Raw genomic sequence first — 15,140 nt, 5'->3', positions numbered from 1 at the left:
GTACGAACAAGTCAGATTCGATCTTGTTTTTACGGCTAGTCTTTCACGCTAAAAACCGTCCCAACCTTTGATCCGCTAGCTACCCAGTTCGGCAACAGTGACGGTAATATCGATAGTTTCTCCGTCACGGCTTATCAGTAAATCAAGCTGGGTGCCGGGACGGGTTTCTGCAATCATATCCAGTGTCTTTGCCGAGCTTTCTAGCGTGGTACCATTAATAGCCATTATTATGTCGTTAGGACGCAAGCCCGCCTCAGCCGCCGGACTTTGTTTTGCTACAGCGGTAATAATTACGCCAGAGCGCCCGCGAATTTCTCCACCAATAAAACCAAGCTGCCCGCGCACCACTTTACCGTTAGTAATAATTTCGTCCATTACCCGATGGGCAAGTTCGTAAGGTACAGCAAAGTTGATTCCATCGACATTTCGAACCCCGTTACGGGAGTCGCGTACCTGAAAGTTGGCATTCGTAATGCCCACCAGGTTGCCGGTAGAGTCGACCAGCGCCCCCCCGGAATTCCCCTGATTTAGTACCGCATCGGTTTGAATAAAGTCGACAAAATTGGAAAGTCCATTGCGGCCGGCCCGACTGACAATACCGTGGGTAACTGTTTGCCCCAAATCAAATGGATTGCCGATGGCCATTACCATATCGCCTACATCGACCTGTGGCTGTTCGGACTGAGGGATTTTATGTAGGTTTTCGCCTTTAACCTTTAACACGGCCAGGTCGGTGTAAGGGTCAGTTCCGACTATTTGCGCATCGAGAATCTGACCGTCCTGTACGGCCACCAAAATACTGTCAGCGTTTTGCACCACATGGTTGCACGTTAAAATATAACCCGATTCGGTCATGATGACCCCAGAGCCAAGACTTGTGCGCTCACGGGGACGGCTACGATAGATACCCACATCATTTTCTATGCTGACGCTGTAGATATTAACTACCGCCGGAGCAGAGCGACTGATGGCCTGACTGTAGCTGTGCCGTGAAGCTGACACCGACTGTGAGCTAAACCAGTCAGTTGATAAACCCTGACCATTACGCAGGTTAGGCATTAAAAAAAGTATTAAGGCAGCTACAAAAACGCCTAATATTACAGATTTGATAAGGAATGAAAGAATTTTCCTGCCAGCCACGATGTTATCTTATTGTTGTGCCTCTGAAAAAACAGCAAGAGAGGCAAAAAAAATTACTATTGAAATAGAGAATAACATTGATGAAAAAGATTACCAAAAGAATATAAAGCCGGGTTTCTTTCGCTATGAAATTTCACGCATTCGGCTTTTTCAGACAATAAAAAAGCCACTTCACAAAGTGGCTTTTACACGCTTCAGCGGATGTAGTTATTTTAGCGAATTAGCAAGTACAAGGTAGAGCTGCCGCGTTTCACATTTAAGGCAATCACACCTTGCGCTTCTTCCAGTGCATTTCTGAATTCAGAAACCCCGGTAATACGATTACGATTTACGCCCACGATAACATCTTCAGGTTGCAGACCAATTCGCGCAGCAGGGCTGCCACGTTCCACTTCAACCACCTTCACCCCTTCGGTGCCAGAAGCGTCAGTACCGCTGGCCAGCTCTGCGCCCAGCAGGGCAGGGTGAATTTGAGCCGCAGTTACCTGGGTGTCAGACGCGTTATCAAGTACCACATTCACTTTTTCAGTGTCGCCTTTGCGCAAAATAGTGAGTTTAACTTCAGCGCCGGCCCCCATGCTAGATATGCGCGCGGCCAGTTCGCGGAAGCTACGTATAGTACGGCCGTTAACCTCGGTAATAATGTCACCTGCCTGTAAGCCGGCTTTAGCGGCTGCAGTGTCGGGCTGTACTTCGCTAATAAAGGCGCCTTTATTAACCTGTGCGTCCATCGCATCAGCCAGACCAGCATCAACATCGCTGCCTAAAATACCCAATAATCCGCGACGCACTTCGCCGTATTCAGCGATTTGATCTACCAGGCTTTTCATCATATTGCTGGGTATAGCAAAACCAATACCTACATTACCCCCATTAGGCCCAAAGATAGCGGTATTAATACCGATTAGCTCGCCACGTAAGTTAACCAGAGCGCCCCCGGAATTACCCCGGTTAATAGCCGCATCGGTTTGAATGAAGTCTTCGTAGCCGCCAATATTCAGTCCAGAACGCCCCAAGGCACTGACAATACCCGAGGTCACGGTTTGGGTAAGACCAAACGGATTGCCAATAGCAATGGCGTAATCACCCACCCGAATTTCGTCAGAATTGGCAATAGGTAACGCGATGAGTTCATCAGGCTCAATTTTTAACAGGGCAATATCGCTTTTCTCATCAGCGCCCAGCTTTTTGGCTTTGAGTTCGCGGCCGTCTTTTAGCTTAACGGTAATATCGTCAGCGTTATCGACCACATGGTTATTCGTCACCACATAGCCTTTTTTGGCGTCAATAATAACGCCCGAGCCCAACCCTTTAAATGGGCGCTCTTGTACCTGTTCTTGAGGGGCATTAAAGAAATAACGAAACATTTCAGGCACCTGGCGACGGGCGGTCTGGGTGCCTTCTACTGCAATACTGACCACTGCAGGTGTTGCTTCTTCTAGCATCGGTGCCAGTGAAGGCACCTCTTGCTTGCTGTCACTAAAAAAGGGTAAGCCTGCCTGTGTAGTGGCACTCATACCTAATGAACTGGCTACAACAGCCGATACCAGGGCAACCTGTCGAAAAGACTTTTTCATGTTCGCTAACACTCCTCATGATAATTGCGAAATATCTATTCCCCAAAAAGACACAAAAAATGCATAAAAAGTTCTATTTTTTCTCTTTTTCTGCGTCAGATGACTCAATTGTACCGACGAACAAGCCTGAACCGGTGTTGGCAAAATCTTTTGGCTGAGCGCTGTGCACTGCCTTTACCGAGGCTTTCTCGCGGCCTTTAATGTTATTACGCAAGTATGAAGATGCCTGCTCGCCATAAAAGGGGACCGAGTCGTCTTCTTCATTGCCCTGCTTTAACAAATTTTCGTATTCTTCTACCTGAGAGCGCAACGTATGGCATTTTGCTTCGATGGCTTCAACAGTTTGGCGCGTTTGATAAAGATGGTGCTCAGCCTGCTGATTCAAAATCTCTTTTACGTTCTTTTCAGCTTGCTTCACCGTTTTGCTGCTGCTGTCTTTGGTGTACATATAGCGGGCGACAAAAAAGCCGATAATCAGACCAACTAAAAGTAAAGCTACAGGAATTAGTACATCCATTGAGTTCTCCGAAAAAACAAATTGCTCACTACCCCTTGTAGGTAGCCAGCGATAAAATTAATACTGTTGGTAACTATACCAAGTTCAGTTGGTATTTGTGTAAACATTTGCAGTTGTACCAGCGTGTTAGCCATGCAGCAATCACAATAATGGTTAGTATGACAGCGCCATGTGAACTTTTTAAAGTCAGCTATGAATAAGGTATAATAGGTGATTAACCGCCCCGCTCAAAAACGTATCCGTGGCGTAATGCTTATTCATAAACAGACATTATGTTCACCCGCTTCACTTTTCAAGCTTATGCAGTGAAGAAAAACGGGATTTAGTGGCCGCTTTTTTATCAGGAGAAGTAACTTTCATGACACCATGGGAAAAATATCAGGAAGATTTATCTGACCCTGAGTTTTTGCACGATTCGGCCCAGGAAAATGCGGTGAAAGCATTGCAGCGTTTGTACGATGACTTGCTGGCTGCATCTACACCGCAAAAACAAGGCTTTAAAGCCAAGCTCAGTAAGTGGCTAGGCCAACCTGAAGATTCCCGGCAGCCTGTCACCGGCTTGTATTTTTATGGCGGCGTAGGGCGGGGCAAAACCTACCTGGTTGATACCTTTTACGAGTGCTTGCCCATTGAAAAAAAAATGCGGGTGCACTTTCATCGGTTTATGCATCGGGTTCATGCTGAGCTTAGACAGCTTCAGCAACAGTCAGATCCACTGAAAATTATTGCCGCCAAACTGGCGCAAGAAACACGGATAATTTGCTTTGACGAATTTTTTGTTTCAGATATTACCGACGCAATGATTTTAGGTACGCTGATGGAAGAGTTATTTGGGCATGGTATTTCGTTAGTGGCCACCTCAAATATTATTCCGGATGATTTGTATAAAAATGGCTTACAGCGCGCGCGTTTTATTCCCGCCATTGAGCTTATTAAGCAATACACCGATGTAATTAATGTAGATAGTGGAGTGGATTATCGGCTACGTACGCTAGAGCAAGCGGAACTGTATCATTATCCGCTGGACGCTGCCGCTAACGAGAACCTTCAATCGTATTTTTCGCAACTGGCCCCTGAAAAAGGCACAAAGAACGAAACCATTGAGATCAACAATCGAAAGCTTGATACATGTTTCAATGCCGACGGAGTGATGATGATTGAGTTTAAGGAAATATGCGAAGGCCCGCGCAGCAATAGTGATTATATTGAAATCAGTCGGTGCTACCATTCGGTATTGGTGGCCAATGTGAAAGCAATGGGGCAGAACAACGACGATGCTGCCCGGCGCTTTATTGCGATGGTTGACGAATTTTACGAGCGCCATGTTAAGCTGATTATGTCGGCCGAAGTCCCTATGAACGAATTGTACGGCGAAGGTCGTTTGTCATTTGAATTTAAACGATGCCTGAGCCGTTTAAAAGAAATGCAGTCGCACGATTATCTGGCCACTGAACATCTGCCATAAAGCTCACTAGCCAGCTTTACGGTTTATCAGTAAACTTAATTAAAACAAGCGATAGTTGCCGGATGTGGTGCGCACCGGCATAGCAAATAAAGAGAAAACGTCTAATGGGTAGAGCATTTGAAGTAAGAAAAGCTGCAATGGCCAAAACCGCCGGCGCAAAGACCAAAGTGTATTCAAAATACGGTAAAGAAATTTATGTTTGCGCTAAAAATGGCGGAGCTGATCCGGATACTAATTTGTCATTGCGCCGGTTGATGGACAAAGCCAAAAAAGATCAGGTACCGGGTCATGTTATCGACAAAGCCATTGATAAAGCAGCAGGCGGTGCGGGTGAAAACTACGAGTCAGCCCGCTACGAAGGATTTGGTCCTGGTAACTGCATGGTAATTGTTGACTGTTTGACCGACAACGCTAACCGAACTATTACCGATGTACGAAACTGTTTTACCAAAACCGGCGCTAAAATTGGCGGCCCGGGCTCCGCTTCTCATATGTTCGATCACCAGGCGGTGTTTCAGTTTGTTGGCGACGATGAAGATGCGGTTCTTGAAGTGCTTATGGAAGCAGATGTTGATGTCACCGAAGTAGAAGGTGAAGACGGTAAAATTACAGTTTATGCGCCTCATACTGAGTTTAATAATGTAAAAACTGCGTTAAATACGGCTTACACCGATTTAGAGTTGGATACCGAAGAAATCACGTTTATTCCTCAAACAGAAACACAAATCAGCGAAGAAGATTTGCCTATGTTCGAAAAGTTCATGGACATGCTAAACGATTGTGACGATGTTCAGGATATTTATCACAACGCAATATTGCCTGAATAAAGTGTTGAGAGTAACGAAATAAATCGCATTTTGAGCCCACTTGTAGTGGGCTTTTTTTGTTTTTTAATTTGGGAAACAGAAAAAATAGACGCCGGCTCAATAGCCAGTATTAAACGTTCACACCTTTGTGGACACCCACCTCGGTAGTTTCAAAATGGACAGTCACAATATCTCGTTTGTTTATGGACACCCACCTCGGTAGCTTCAAATCGGACAGTCACGATATCTCTTTTTTTAATTATGGACACCCACCTCGGTAGTTTCAAAACGGACAGTCACAATATCTCTTTTATTTTTGGACACCCACCTCAGAAGCTTCAAAACGGACAGTCACAATATCTCTTTTTTAATTATGGACACCCACACTTATTTGTTGCCAATACCCAGATTTAACTGAAAATACTAAACTGCATAAGCCTCAGTGAAACTTCGGTTTTGGTAGGTTGTGCGAAATGCGGCAATTTTAACGCAAGAATGTCGCAATCAACGATCGCTTGCGGTAGAATCCGCTCGCGGAGTTGGCCAGGCAATCGCCGCCTTCTACTTGTTAGAAGGGGGAGGAAAGTCCGGGCTCCATAGGGCAGGGTGCCAGATAACGTCTGGGCGGCGCGAGCCGACGACCAGTGCAGCAGAGAGTATACCGCCTAAGCACGTAAGTGCCGGTAAGGGTGAAAGGGTGCGGTAAGAGCGCACCGCGCGTCTGGCAACAGTTCGTGGCACGGTAAACTCCACCCGGAGCAAGACCAAATAGGATCCCATAACGTGTGGCCCACATGGGGATCGGGTAGGTTGCTTGAGCCAGTGAGCAATTGCTGGCCTAGAGGAATGGTTGCCTTAGACAGAACCCGGCTTATCGGCTGACTCCGTACTTTTAATCTGCTTTTTACCAATGGCCGAAGGGTGACAAACGTGCCGATGTAGCGACGTTTCGACCGGTAAAAGATATACTCATCAAAAGAAAATCTTCCAGGCCTCCAGGGCTCTTGGCATACACCACTATTAACGCGATGCGGGTAAGGTAAACCAAAGCGCTTCGAAGTTATCACTAAGAGAGCTAATCTGCTGGTCTTCACAAGCCTCAATACTAAATGCATCACCCACATCAAAGGTGCGATCTTTAACGCTTAACCGGCCCTTAATAATGTGTAAGTAACCCGCCTGCTCTTGAGGCGACAATGTGAATGCTTCATCTTTATTCAATACCAGTCGAAAAATACTCGCTTGCTGATTAATCGATAACGCTCCTTGTGTACCTTGTGGATTCACCAAGGGCGTCAACGTTTCAGTTTGAGTAATACTCTTTTGTTCATAGTCTGGGGCGATGCCTTTTTTTTCAGGCATTATCCAAATTTGAAGAAACTTAACCTCTTCGGTGTCAGAGGCGTTGTATTCGGAGTGTAAAACTCCGCGACCGGCGCTCATTCTTTGTATATCGCCGGCAGGAACCACATAATTATTACCAGTGCTGTCCTGATGTTTTAAGGCGCCCTGGGTAACATACGAAATAATCTCCATATCTTTATGCCCGTGCTGTTCAAACCCGTGGCCAGGCGCTACTGTGTCGTCGTTAATAACCCGAAGTACAGAAACCCCCATATGCTGCGGGTCGTAATAATGCCCAAACGAAAAGCTGTGTTTACTGTCAAGCCACCCAAAATTTGCTTTGCCCCGTTCGGCTGCGCGTCGAATGTAATTCATAAACTTTCCCCTGATACGGTGTAGAAAGAAGTCTATCGTTCTTTTCTGTTGACGAAAATTAGCAGTTTTAGCATGTTATGTTCTGCTCAGTAGAATGATAGCGCAAAACATTATCCTACTCCCTGTGGGTAAAAGCGGAACATTGTCGCATTATTTCTTTTGCAAAATATTTAGCAGCCGGGCCTAGCTGATCGCTATCTTTGATCGTCAAGAAAAGCTGAGTTGTTCTTTTAGTACTGTTTTTAAGGTTCAGGGGCTTTAACGTTTTATCGTTTAAATATGTAGTTATCAGGTGTACCGGCAACCATGCGTAACCTAACCCATTACAAATAATATCGATAGAGCTATGCAAGTGTCCTACTGTCCAGCGGTGATTTGCTTCTAGCCAGCCTTCATCAACACGAGTATTAGGACCATCGCGGGCCGAGTCACGAACCACTATTTGCCGGTAACTCTTCAAATCTTCCAGACTCAAAGGCCGGTCGATAGCATGTAACGAATGAGCGGCGCTGGCCACCGCCTGAAATTCAACATAGGCCAGACTTTCGCTTAAACCTGCCCCCAGCGAGATGGGCGATATAGCAATCTCGACCTCATCGGCTTTTAACTGTTCATTAGACCCACTTAAAACCGGCTCAAACAGCTCTATCTGAAGTAGCGGATACATTTTCGATACGGTATCCAGTGCATTATAAAGCACAGTTCGCGGGAAAACTTCGTCTACCGCTAGCTTTAGTTTTGTTTCAATACCCTGACTAAGGGTTAAGCCCACTGTTTCAACTTTTTCGGCTTCTGAAAGCAGATAGCTGGCCCGGCGTAACATCATATTGCCCGCTTCGGTAAGTACCGTTTTTCTGCCAATTACCTCAAATAGTCTAACGTCCAATCCTTCTTCAATCTTTTTTACGGCATGATGAATACTAGACTGACTTTTAAAGACCGCCTCAGAAGCCTGATTAAATCCGCCGTGCTCGACTACCGCCAAAAACATGCGCCATTGTTCTAAAGTAATTCTCAGCATTAATTGTTCACTTATTTTTTAATTTGAGCGTAAAAAATCGGGTTAACACACAGTCGAATTTGCTACCGCCTGGCTGCCTGAACTTTCTTCTTCCAATCTTTCAGATTTCTACCCGCCATTACGTTCTATAAAATAGAACGGTATAGCCAAAATTAACAAATTTCATTCTTTTAAATAGTATCTAATAATAACATTTATCAAGACAGTGATTTTCCAAAATGTTATGAGGGTCGTTATGAAAAATATTCTTGTTATTAAATCGTCACTAAATGGGGAGCAGGGACAATCGAGCCAGCTAACCAACTTGCTGGTAGCTCAGTTAAAAAAGCAATTGAGTAAAGACAATGAAGTTAACGTTACCGAGCGGGATTTGGCTGCACAGCCATTGCCACACCTAACTCAGGCTGAAATGTCAGCATGGAACGTGTCGCCGGCACAACGTAGTGGTGAACAAGCCCGGCTATCTATACAGTCTGACAAGTTAATTGAAGAGCTACTAGCCAGTGATGTGGTTGTGCTGGGGATGCCTATGTACAACTTTGGTGTTCCTTCGACTTTCAAGGCGTGGATAGACAGAATAGCCCGGGCGGGCGTTACCTTTAATTACACCAATACCGGGCCGGTGGGGTTGTTGCAGAATAAAAAGGTATTCATTGTGGCGGCCAGAGGCGGAATGTATGCAGGCAGCACGTCAGATTCGCAAACACAATATTTAACCGATGTACTGGCATTCGTGGGTCTCACCGATGTTCGGTTTATCTATGCTGAAGGGCTAAATATGCCAGAAAAAGAAAAGCAACTGACAAAAGCTAAAACCGAAATTGATCTCTTAAGTATTTAAATTACGAGGGTAAAAATGAAAACGTTATTTAAAACAGCATCAACAGATAAAAGCTATGGTCCTTTGGCCTTACGCATACCTGTAGGCATAATATTTATGGCTCATGGTGCACAAAAATTATTTGGGTGGTTTGGCGGTCCCGGGCTAGATGGCGCAGCAGGCTGGATGGAATCTATAGGTCTGTCACCGGGCCTCTTGATGGCATTACTGGCCGGTAGCGCCGAGTTTTTTGGTGGGCTTGCGCTGATTTTAGGATTGTTGACGCGACCTGCAGCCGCGCTTTTGTCTGTTACTATGCTGGTGGCCATATTTTCAGTGCATATCCAAAACGGCTTTTTTATGTCAGCGAATGGTTATGAATTTGCATTGGCTTTACTCGCAGCAAGTGTGTCGCTGTTACTATCGGGGGGTGGCAAACTATCGGCAGACAATATGCTTTACAAAAAGATGAGCCAATAGTCTTTTATCGCTAAATCTAACAAAGCTACGAAAGTTCGTTTTAGTAGCTTTGTTGACCCGCTGCTCGCGCTAACAATTTAAAAATGTTTTATACAAAACACATTCCACGCGTTGTACTGACTTATCGAGCCACAAAATATTCCTGTGAAGCCTTTTTTGGAACGCCGCATAAGCCAGGCTTGTCAGCGATACCAAAAGCTAATTACTCGACTTAGTCAGCCTGCTGTGTATTCTTTTGGGAAACGCGGGCATTTTTACGCTCAATCAGTGAATACACATGTGCATGAGATGCCAGTAAGGTATAGGCAGGAGCCAAAAAGCCTTTTTCATGCAGCATTGCTACGGTTTCGCCACACAGCTTGCTTAGCTTGTCTTCATCTATAGTGTACAACCCATTAACGTTGCGGGTTGAGTTATCGGCAAGTGTAATTTCAAGTGAAATTGGTTTTAGCAAATCAAGGCTGGTTAGCGCTTTTATAAAATTACGGGTTTGCGGCTCGCCTTCTAACAATAGCGCCAGCACTTCTTGCTTATCTGACATTAGTTCAGTGGGCTGGCCCTTTTCATCAAACAAAGGTTCACCTTCGGTTTCACTCAAAACGTCGCTGTCGGTATCAAGACACACCAGGTGCTGTTCTTCTTCATCGGCTTTTTCTTCGCTCTGGCCAATATAAAAAGGCTGACGCTCGATTTGTGCCGGAATATACAGCCCGTCCCAGTGGTCTGTTTCCCAGAATAAGTTTTCACCTTTTTCAAATCCAAGCATTGCCGAACAAACAAACTGGTCGGTGGCCAAATTTCTAGTAAAAACAATGGGATACTGAACAATGAGCTGGTTAAACTCGCTTAAAACTACAGGAACATGCTGATCGTTAGCGCCTGTTTCTGCGACTTTATTAGGAAGTACCCGCAAAGATTGATGCTGTTTGGGATTCAGTGCGACAAAATGAGACATGCCTGGTTCCTTATTGCCCTATAAAATTGCCCGCCTGGATTTGTTAAACGGGATGTTTGGCTTTGTACGCATAAAGGCGGGTAATTTGTTCATTGTAATAATTATTGGTGGCTTATTGAGGTAAATAAATAAGCCGTTGAGGCAACGATTGGGAAAAGCACAATAAGCGGATTTGTCTTTAAATACGCTAAGGGGCAATGTATAAGCCTGGGTACGCGACTCTTACAATTCTAAACTATTGTTAGCGGGGGCTTGCTGTCCGAGTATATGCCCAATTACCCAGCCTGCAGACAATACTACAATAAAATGCACCGGAAGCAGATACACGCCTATATTTACATCAATAGCAGCTTGCACCAAATATGCGATAACACTGGCCTGACAGGCCAAACGCAAGCCGGTTAGGGGCGAGTCTGAATACTGTCGGAACAGTCTTATCATCATCAAACCTATCGGCACTGCCAGTAACATAAAACCCAGCGCGCCCTGCGTAGCGACGGTTTCAAGGTAGTCGTTGTGGGCCCGTTTAGACATTTGTGTATTGCCAAGCTCAATAGGTTTGTAATTATGCTGAATAAACGGATACGTACCAGGCCCAGTGCCAAAGGCTGGATAATCGTTAATGACCTGCATAACAGTGCTGCGTAACAGCGCCCGGCCATTGTCTTCCATCTTTTGCTCGCTAAAACGCTGATAAACGGCAGATTGTGAAAAAGCGACCGCAAGCAGAATGGTAAACACCGTTATTAAAGCCAAAACTTTAGGTTTCAACCAACGTTTAAGCAGCACGGGCTGGCGTACAAGGTATAAAACAGTTACAGCAACAGAGCCTGCGAACAAAGACACCAGTGCCCCTCGCGAACTGGTATTAAGTACCGTTGCAACCAGTAACATCAAGCATGCCAGATAAAACGCGCCCATTAAGGTGAGGCGTTTGTAACCTACCGTACGCTGATGGTCGAACCACAAACCTGAGGTAAGCAAAATACATATAACCATGTACATTGCGTACTGATTTTTGTAACTAAAGGTGCCGCGAATACCTTTATGCCATGTAAGATCCCATGGCGGGATGGCCGACACCCATTCCATAGCGCCACCGGTCACAAAATTGATTAACGAATACACCGCGGTTAACGAACCAATAGTTACCACGGCCCGGCATAACCCGCGAATACGATCAGGGGTTATAAAAAACCGGCTTATAAGCAGAAAAAGCGCAACTAACCCTGCATACTTAAACAACTCAACAAGTGAAGCTTGCCGGTAGAGGCTAAGGTAGCCGGTATTTTGAGTAGTGTTCTGGCTGTACCAGGCATAGGTATTTGGACTGATAGACGCCATCCACGACAAAGGTAACGGCACTAAATAAACCAGAGAATACAAAAGCCAGATGCCGAACAGAAGCACAATGAGCAGAGTACCGGTGGGCAATGCCGATAATGCCCGTTTGTCTGATAACATTAATACCGTAGCCACCAAAATACATCCGGCAACAACAAGCTGTTCCCAACTGCGCTCAGCACCATGCAGCCAGGGCATTACAAATAAAATGGCCAGTAAAAGCCACCGGGCTATAAGCGCAAACGGGGTAACTGAATTATTCATGGGGGGCATTGGCTGTAGTGGCTTCCATAACTCTTAGCTGAGCAGAGGTTTCGCGATTGGGCGAACAGCACGTGAACGGAGAAACAACATTGTATTGCTGCATGGCTTCAAACAATCGGGCTTTTGTTGCTGCTTCACGCAAGGCACTGCTAATCAGAGGCTTTGCCATTGTCTGAAGCTCATCAGACAGCTCAAACCAGCGTTTTACCAACACGGGGCCTATCAACATCTGTACCTTTTTTTCGTAAGGGCTTAACCCCAGTAACTGTTTTAACCGAGCATGGGTAGTGTCATTAAACCCATAGTAATAGTCATCCAAATATACCTGTAACGCTAAAGCCTGATAGTACGAGGGTTGCAAGGCTTGCGCCTGATTCAAAGTCGCGCGCGCGGCATCAAAATAATAACGGTCTGACTGGCTTTTACCCCGCACAATGTACAGCTGGGCGAGTGAATACTTTATATTGGCATCAAAGCTAAGTGTGCTTTCAAACTGCTCGAGTTTTTGTTGAGCTTGTTTTAACTCAACCGGCCCGGCGATAGCTCCACCTGCAAACCAGCTAGCCACCTTAGGGGCCAGGATATGTGCTCGCCAGTACGTTACCCCCGTAAAAAGGCACCAAGCGGCCAGCCACAGGGCAGCCATAAGTAAAGCAATACGCAATACCCGAAGATAAAGAGAAGGGGGCGCCACCTTATTGGTAGAGTATAGGTTTTTAATATAAGCAGAAGGCAAGGGCATGGTTAAATAACTAGCATTAATAAAGAGCTATACGGCAATAAGCGATTATTGTTTCAAAAAAACAATTCACCCTCAGATTTAGGCATTTAGCATACCAAAGTTTTAGATTTTTTAGGTAAGAACCTTTTGTGTTTACCAACAAAATGTCTATTTCCCTTTTAGTCCTATAAACTGACAATAGAATTAACACGTAGAGACGAAATGTGAAAAAAGCACTTATTTCTGGGGTTACTGGTCAGGATGGCTCTTATTTGGCTGAGTTTCTTCTGGGGAAAGGATACGAAGTTCATGGCATAAAACGCCGTGCTTCATCGTTCAATACCCAGCGTATCGACCACATTTATGAAGACCCTCATGATGATCCTAATTTCATTCTGCATTATGGCGATCTAACCGATACCTCTAACCTGACACGGATTATGTCAGAAGTTCAGCCTGACGAAGTATATAACCTGGGGGCTCAGTCTCATGTAGCAGTGTCGTTCGAAGCGCCAGAATATACCGCTGATGTAGATGCGATGGGTACACTGCGTTTGCTTGAAGCGATTCGCTTTTTGGGGTTAGAAAAGAAAACGCGCTTTTATCAGGCTTCAACGTCTGAGCTGTACGGTGAAGTGCAGGAAACACCACAAAAGGAAACCACGCCGTTTCATCCTCGCTCACCCTATGGCGTAGCTAAGTTGTACGCTTACTGGATAGCCGTTAATTACCGCGAGTCTTATGGCATTTATGCGTGCAACGGTATTTTGTTTAACCACGAGTCACCCCGCCGTGGCGAAACCTTTGTAACCCGTAAAATTACCCGTGGTATTTCTAATATCGCTCAGGGTTTAGAATCGTGTTTGTATCTTGGCAACATGGATGCGTTGCGCGACTGGGGTCACGCAAAAGATTACGTGCGTATGCAATGGATGATGCTGCAACAAGACCAGCCAGAAGATTTTGTTATTGCTACCGGCAAACAAATATCGGTACGCGAATTTGTTAAAATGGCGGCGCAAGCGGTGGGTATCGGGCTAGAGTTTTCTGGGTCGGGCGAAAGCGAAGTTGCAAATGTTGTTAGTATTGATGGGGATAACGCTCCCGGTGTTCAGGTAGGCCAGACTATTATTCGTGTTGACTCCCGATATTTTCGCCCGGCTGAAGTGCATTCCTTGCTCGGCGATCCCTCTAAGGCTCGCGATAAATTGGGTTGGCAACCTGAGATCAGTGTTTCTGAACTGTGCCGGGAAATGATGCAATCTGATTTGGAAAAAGCAAAGCGCCATGCTCTGCTACAACAGCACGGTTATACTATTTCAATGGCTCGAGAGTAATATGAAAAATGTATTTGTAGCAGGTCATCGGGGAATGGTGGGGTCTGCTTTGTGTCGTCAGTTACAGCATCAATCAGATATCAACTTGATCACCCGAAGCCGCACTGAGCTTGATTTGCTGAATCAGGCTCAGGTTTCTGATTTTTTTGCTGAAACGCAAATTGATGAAGTGTACTTAGCTGCTGCCAAAGTAGGGGGAATTTATGCAAACAATACCTATCCCGCCGATTTCATATACGAGAATCTGATGATTCAGTCTAATGTTATTAGTAATGCTCATATTCATGATGTACCTAAACTGCTTTTTCTGGGTTCTTCATGCATCTACCCCAAATATGCAGAGCAACCGATAACTGAGGAAGCTTTACTAAATGGTAATCTTGAACCTACCAATGAGCCCTATGCTGTGGCTAAAATTGCTGGTATCAAATTATGCGAAAGCTATCATCGACAATATGGCAGAGACTACCGGTCGGTAATGCCAACGAACCTGTATGGTTCCAACGATAATTTTCACCCCGAAAATTCTCATGTTGTTCCTGCGCTGCTGCATAAGTTTCACTTAGCTGCGCAACAAAAAAAACGCTCGGTAACATTATGGGGCAGTGGTAAAGCATATCGGGAGTTTATGTATGTCGAGGATATGGCCGCGGCTTGCTTGTTTGTAATGGGGATAAGTGACAAAGTATTTTATCAGTCGGTTACCCCACAGTGCAGCCATATCAATGTCGGCACCGGCATAGATTGCAGTATTCAGGAATTAGCAAATACTATTGCGCAAATAACAAAGTTTGATGGCGAGATAATATGGGATACCAGTAAACCCGATGGGGCGCCCCGAAAGCTTCTTAATGTAGCACGGCTTAAACAGCTAGGGTTTACTGCTTCTGAGACACTAGAAACCGGACTTACCAAAACCTATCAATGGTTTTTAGATAACGACCAACAATTACGCAGCTGAAAGCCTACCTATT

The 15,140-nt window shown here is 45.3% G+C and carries 14 protein-coding genes and 1 other RNA gene; 7 read left to right on the top strand and 8 right to left on the bottom strand.

The annotated features are described in order from the left end of the window. Positions 1–75: 75 nt before the first annotated feature. From JK130_RS00290 to JK130_RS00280, 3 genes are all read right to left on the bottom strand, one after another. Positions 76–1,140: a trypsin-like peptidase domain-containing protein gene (locus tag JK130_RS00290; RefSeq protein WP_218352204.1), complete on the bottom strand. Its 1,065-nt coding sequence runs from the start codon at positions 1,138–1,140 to the stop codon at positions 76–78. Between the two features lie 212 nt (positions 1,141–1,352). Continuing rightward, positions 1,353–2,717, bottom strand: coding sequence for a DegQ family serine endoprotease (locus tag JK130_RS00285; RefSeq protein ID WP_218352203.1), 1,365 nt, complete (start codon positions 2,715–2,717; stop codon positions 1,353–1,355). 73 nt (positions 2,718–2,790) lie between these two features. Next, on the bottom strand, positions 2,791–3,234 hold the full coding sequence (locus tag JK130_RS00280) for a ZapG family protein (protein WP_218352202.1): 444 nt from the start codon (positions 3,232–3,234) through the stop codon (positions 2,791–2,793). A gap of 358 nt (positions 3,235–3,592) precedes the next feature. Here JK130_RS00280 and zapE point away from each other — a divergent pair, with 358 nt between their 5' ends. From zapE to rnpB, 3 genes are all read left to right on the top strand, one after another. After that, positions 3,593–4,699 carry a cell division protein ZapE gene (zapE, locus tag JK130_RS00275; protein WP_218352201.1) on the top strand — a complete coding sequence of 369 codons (1,107 nt, stop codon included), beginning with the start codon at positions 3,593–3,595 and terminating at the stop codon, positions 4,697–4,699. Positions 4,700–4,803: 104 nt separating this feature from the next. Beyond that, positions 4,804–5,526 (top strand): YebC/PmpR family DNA-binding transcriptional regulator, encoded by a 723-nt coding sequence (locus JK130_RS00270; RefSeq protein WP_218352200.1) that lies wholly within the window; start codon positions 4,804–4,806, stop codon positions 5,524–5,526. A gap of 514 nt (positions 5,527–6,040) precedes the next feature. Continuing rightward, an RNA gene (gene rnpB / locus JK130_RS00265) (RNase P RNA component class A) lies at positions 6,041–6,395 on the top strand. A 130-nt stretch (positions 6,396–6,525) separates the two neighbouring features. On the opposite strand, the gene JK130_RS00260 is transcribed toward rnpB, so the two are convergent. After that, the gene (locus JK130_RS00260) at positions 6,526–7,224 is read right to left on the bottom strand and encodes a pirin family protein (RefSeq protein WP_218352199.1); all 699 of its coding nucleotides are present in this window, start codon (positions 7,222–7,224) and stop codon (positions 6,526–6,528) included. 115 nt (positions 7,225–7,339) lie between these two features. Next, complete coding sequence (locus JK130_RS00255; RefSeq protein WP_218352198.1) at positions 7,340–8,245, bottom strand: LysR family transcriptional regulator; 906 nt, start codon at positions 8,243–8,245, stop codon at positions 7,340–7,342. Between the two features lie 235 nt (positions 8,246–8,480). On the opposite strand from JK130_RS00255, the gene JK130_RS00250 reads away from it, so the two are divergent. Together JK130_RS00250 and JK130_RS00245 are read left to right on the top strand one after the other, a co-directional pair. Then, positions 8,481–9,086, top strand: a complete 606-nt coding sequence (locus tag JK130_RS00250) for an FMN-dependent NADH-azoreductase (RefSeq protein WP_218352197.1) — start codon at positions 8,481–8,483, stop codon at positions 9,084–9,086. Positions 9,087–9,101: 15 nt separating this feature from the next. Beyond that, a complete protein-coding gene (locus JK130_RS00245) occupies positions 9,102–9,545 on the top strand; it encodes a DoxX family protein (RefSeq protein ID WP_218352196.1) in 444 nt (147 codons plus the stop codon). A gap of 211 nt (positions 9,546–9,756) precedes the next feature. Here the strand turns inward: JK130_RS00245 and JK130_RS00240 are convergent, their stop codons facing one another. The 3 genes from JK130_RS00240 to JK130_RS00230 all read right to left on the bottom strand — a co-directional run bounded on the left by JK130_RS00240 (position 9,757) and on the right by JK130_RS00230 (position 12,850). After that, the gene (locus JK130_RS00240) at positions 9,757–10,500 is read right to left on the bottom strand and encodes a SapC family protein (RefSeq protein WP_218352195.1); all 744 of its coding nucleotides are present in this window, start codon (positions 10,498–10,500) and stop codon (positions 9,757–9,759) included. Between the two features lie 222 nt (positions 10,501–10,722). Continuing rightward, the gene (locus JK130_RS00235) at positions 10,723–12,108 is read right to left on the bottom strand and encodes an O-antigen ligase family protein (RefSeq protein WP_218352194.1); all 1,386 of its coding nucleotides are present in this window, start codon (positions 12,106–12,108) and stop codon (positions 10,723–10,725) included. Continuing rightward, positions 12,101–12,850 (bottom strand): hypothetical protein, encoded by a 750-nt coding sequence (locus tag JK130_RS00230; protein WP_218352193.1) that lies wholly within the window; start codon positions 12,848–12,850, stop codon positions 12,101–12,103. Before JK130_RS00230 ends, JK130_RS00235 begins: the two co-directional genes overlap by 8 nt. Positions 12,851–13,053: 203 nt before the next feature. On the opposite strand from JK130_RS00230, the gene gmd reads away from it, so the two are divergent. Both gmd and fcl read left to right on the top strand, forming a co-directional pair. Continuing rightward, positions 13,054–14,166 carry a GDP-mannose 4,6-dehydratase gene (gmd, locus tag JK130_RS00225; protein WP_218352192.1) on the top strand — a complete coding sequence of 371 codons (1,113 nt, stop codon included), beginning with the start codon at positions 13,054–13,056 and terminating at the stop codon, positions 14,164–14,166. Between the two features lies 1 nt (position 14,167). Then, positions 14,168–15,127: a GDP-L-fucose synthase gene (fcl, locus tag JK130_RS00220; RefSeq protein ID WP_218352191.1), complete on the top strand. Its 960-nt coding sequence runs from the start codon at positions 14,168–14,170 to the stop codon at positions 15,125–15,127. The last annotated feature ends 13 nt before the right edge of the window (positions 15,128–15,140 follow it).

This window comes from Alteromonas lipotrueiana, assembly GCF_019249245.1.
GTDB classification, from domain to species: Bacteria; Pseudomonadota; Gammaproteobacteria; order Enterobacterales; family Alteromonadaceae; genus Alteromonas; species Alteromonas lipotrueiana.
This window is presented reverse-complemented; position numbering and strand designations above follow the sequence as displayed.

What these genes read in the sequence shown, in the direction of transcription:
- JK130_RS00285 (WP_218352203.1), bottom strand. Translation starts at nt 2,717, where the DNA reads ATGAAAAAGTCTTTTCGACAGGTTGCCCTGGTATCGGCTGTTGTAGCC.
- JK130_RS00280 (WP_218352202.1), bottom strand. Translation starts at nt 3,234, where the DNA reads ATGGATGTACTAATTCCTGTAGCTTTACTTTTAGTTGGTCTGATTATC.
- zapE (WP_218352201.1), top strand. Translation starts at nt 3,593, where the DNA reads ATGACACCATGGGAAAAATATCAGGAAGATTTATCTGACCCTGAGTTT.
- JK130_RS00270 (WP_218352200.1), top strand. Translation starts at nt 4,804, where the DNA reads ATGGGTAGAGCATTTGAAGTAAGAAAAGCTGCAATGGCCAAAACCGCC.
- JK130_RS00260 (WP_218352199.1), bottom strand. Translation starts at nt 7,224, where the DNA reads ATGAATTACATTCGACGCGCAGCCGAACGGGGCAAAGCAAATTTTGGG.
- JK130_RS00255 (WP_218352198.1), bottom strand. Translation starts at nt 8,245, where the DNA reads ATGCTGAGAATTACTTTAGAACAATGGCGCATGTTTTTGGCGGTAGTC.
- JK130_RS00250 (WP_218352197.1), top strand. Translation starts at nt 8,481, where the DNA reads ATGAAAAATATTCTTGTTATTAAATCGTCACTAAATGGGGAGCAGGGA.
- JK130_RS00245 (WP_218352196.1), top strand. Translation starts at nt 9,102, where the DNA reads ATGAAAACGTTATTTAAAACAGCATCAACAGATAAAAGCTATGGTCCT.
- JK130_RS00240 (WP_218352195.1), bottom strand. Translation starts at nt 10,500, where the DNA reads ATGTCTCATTTTGTCGCACTGAATCCCAAACAGCATCAATCTTTGCGG.
- JK130_RS00235 (WP_218352194.1), bottom strand. Translation starts at nt 12,108, where the DNA reads ATGAATAATTCAGTTACCCCGTTTGCGCTTATAGCCCGGTGGCTTTTA.
- JK130_RS00230 (WP_218352193.1), bottom strand. Translation starts at nt 12,850, where the DNA reads ATGCCCTTGCCTTCTGCTTATATTAAAAACCTATACTCTACCAATAAG.
- fcl (WP_218352191.1), top strand. Translation starts at nt 14,168, where the DNA reads ATGAAAAATGTATTTGTAGCAGGTCATCGGGGAATGGTGGGGTCTGCT.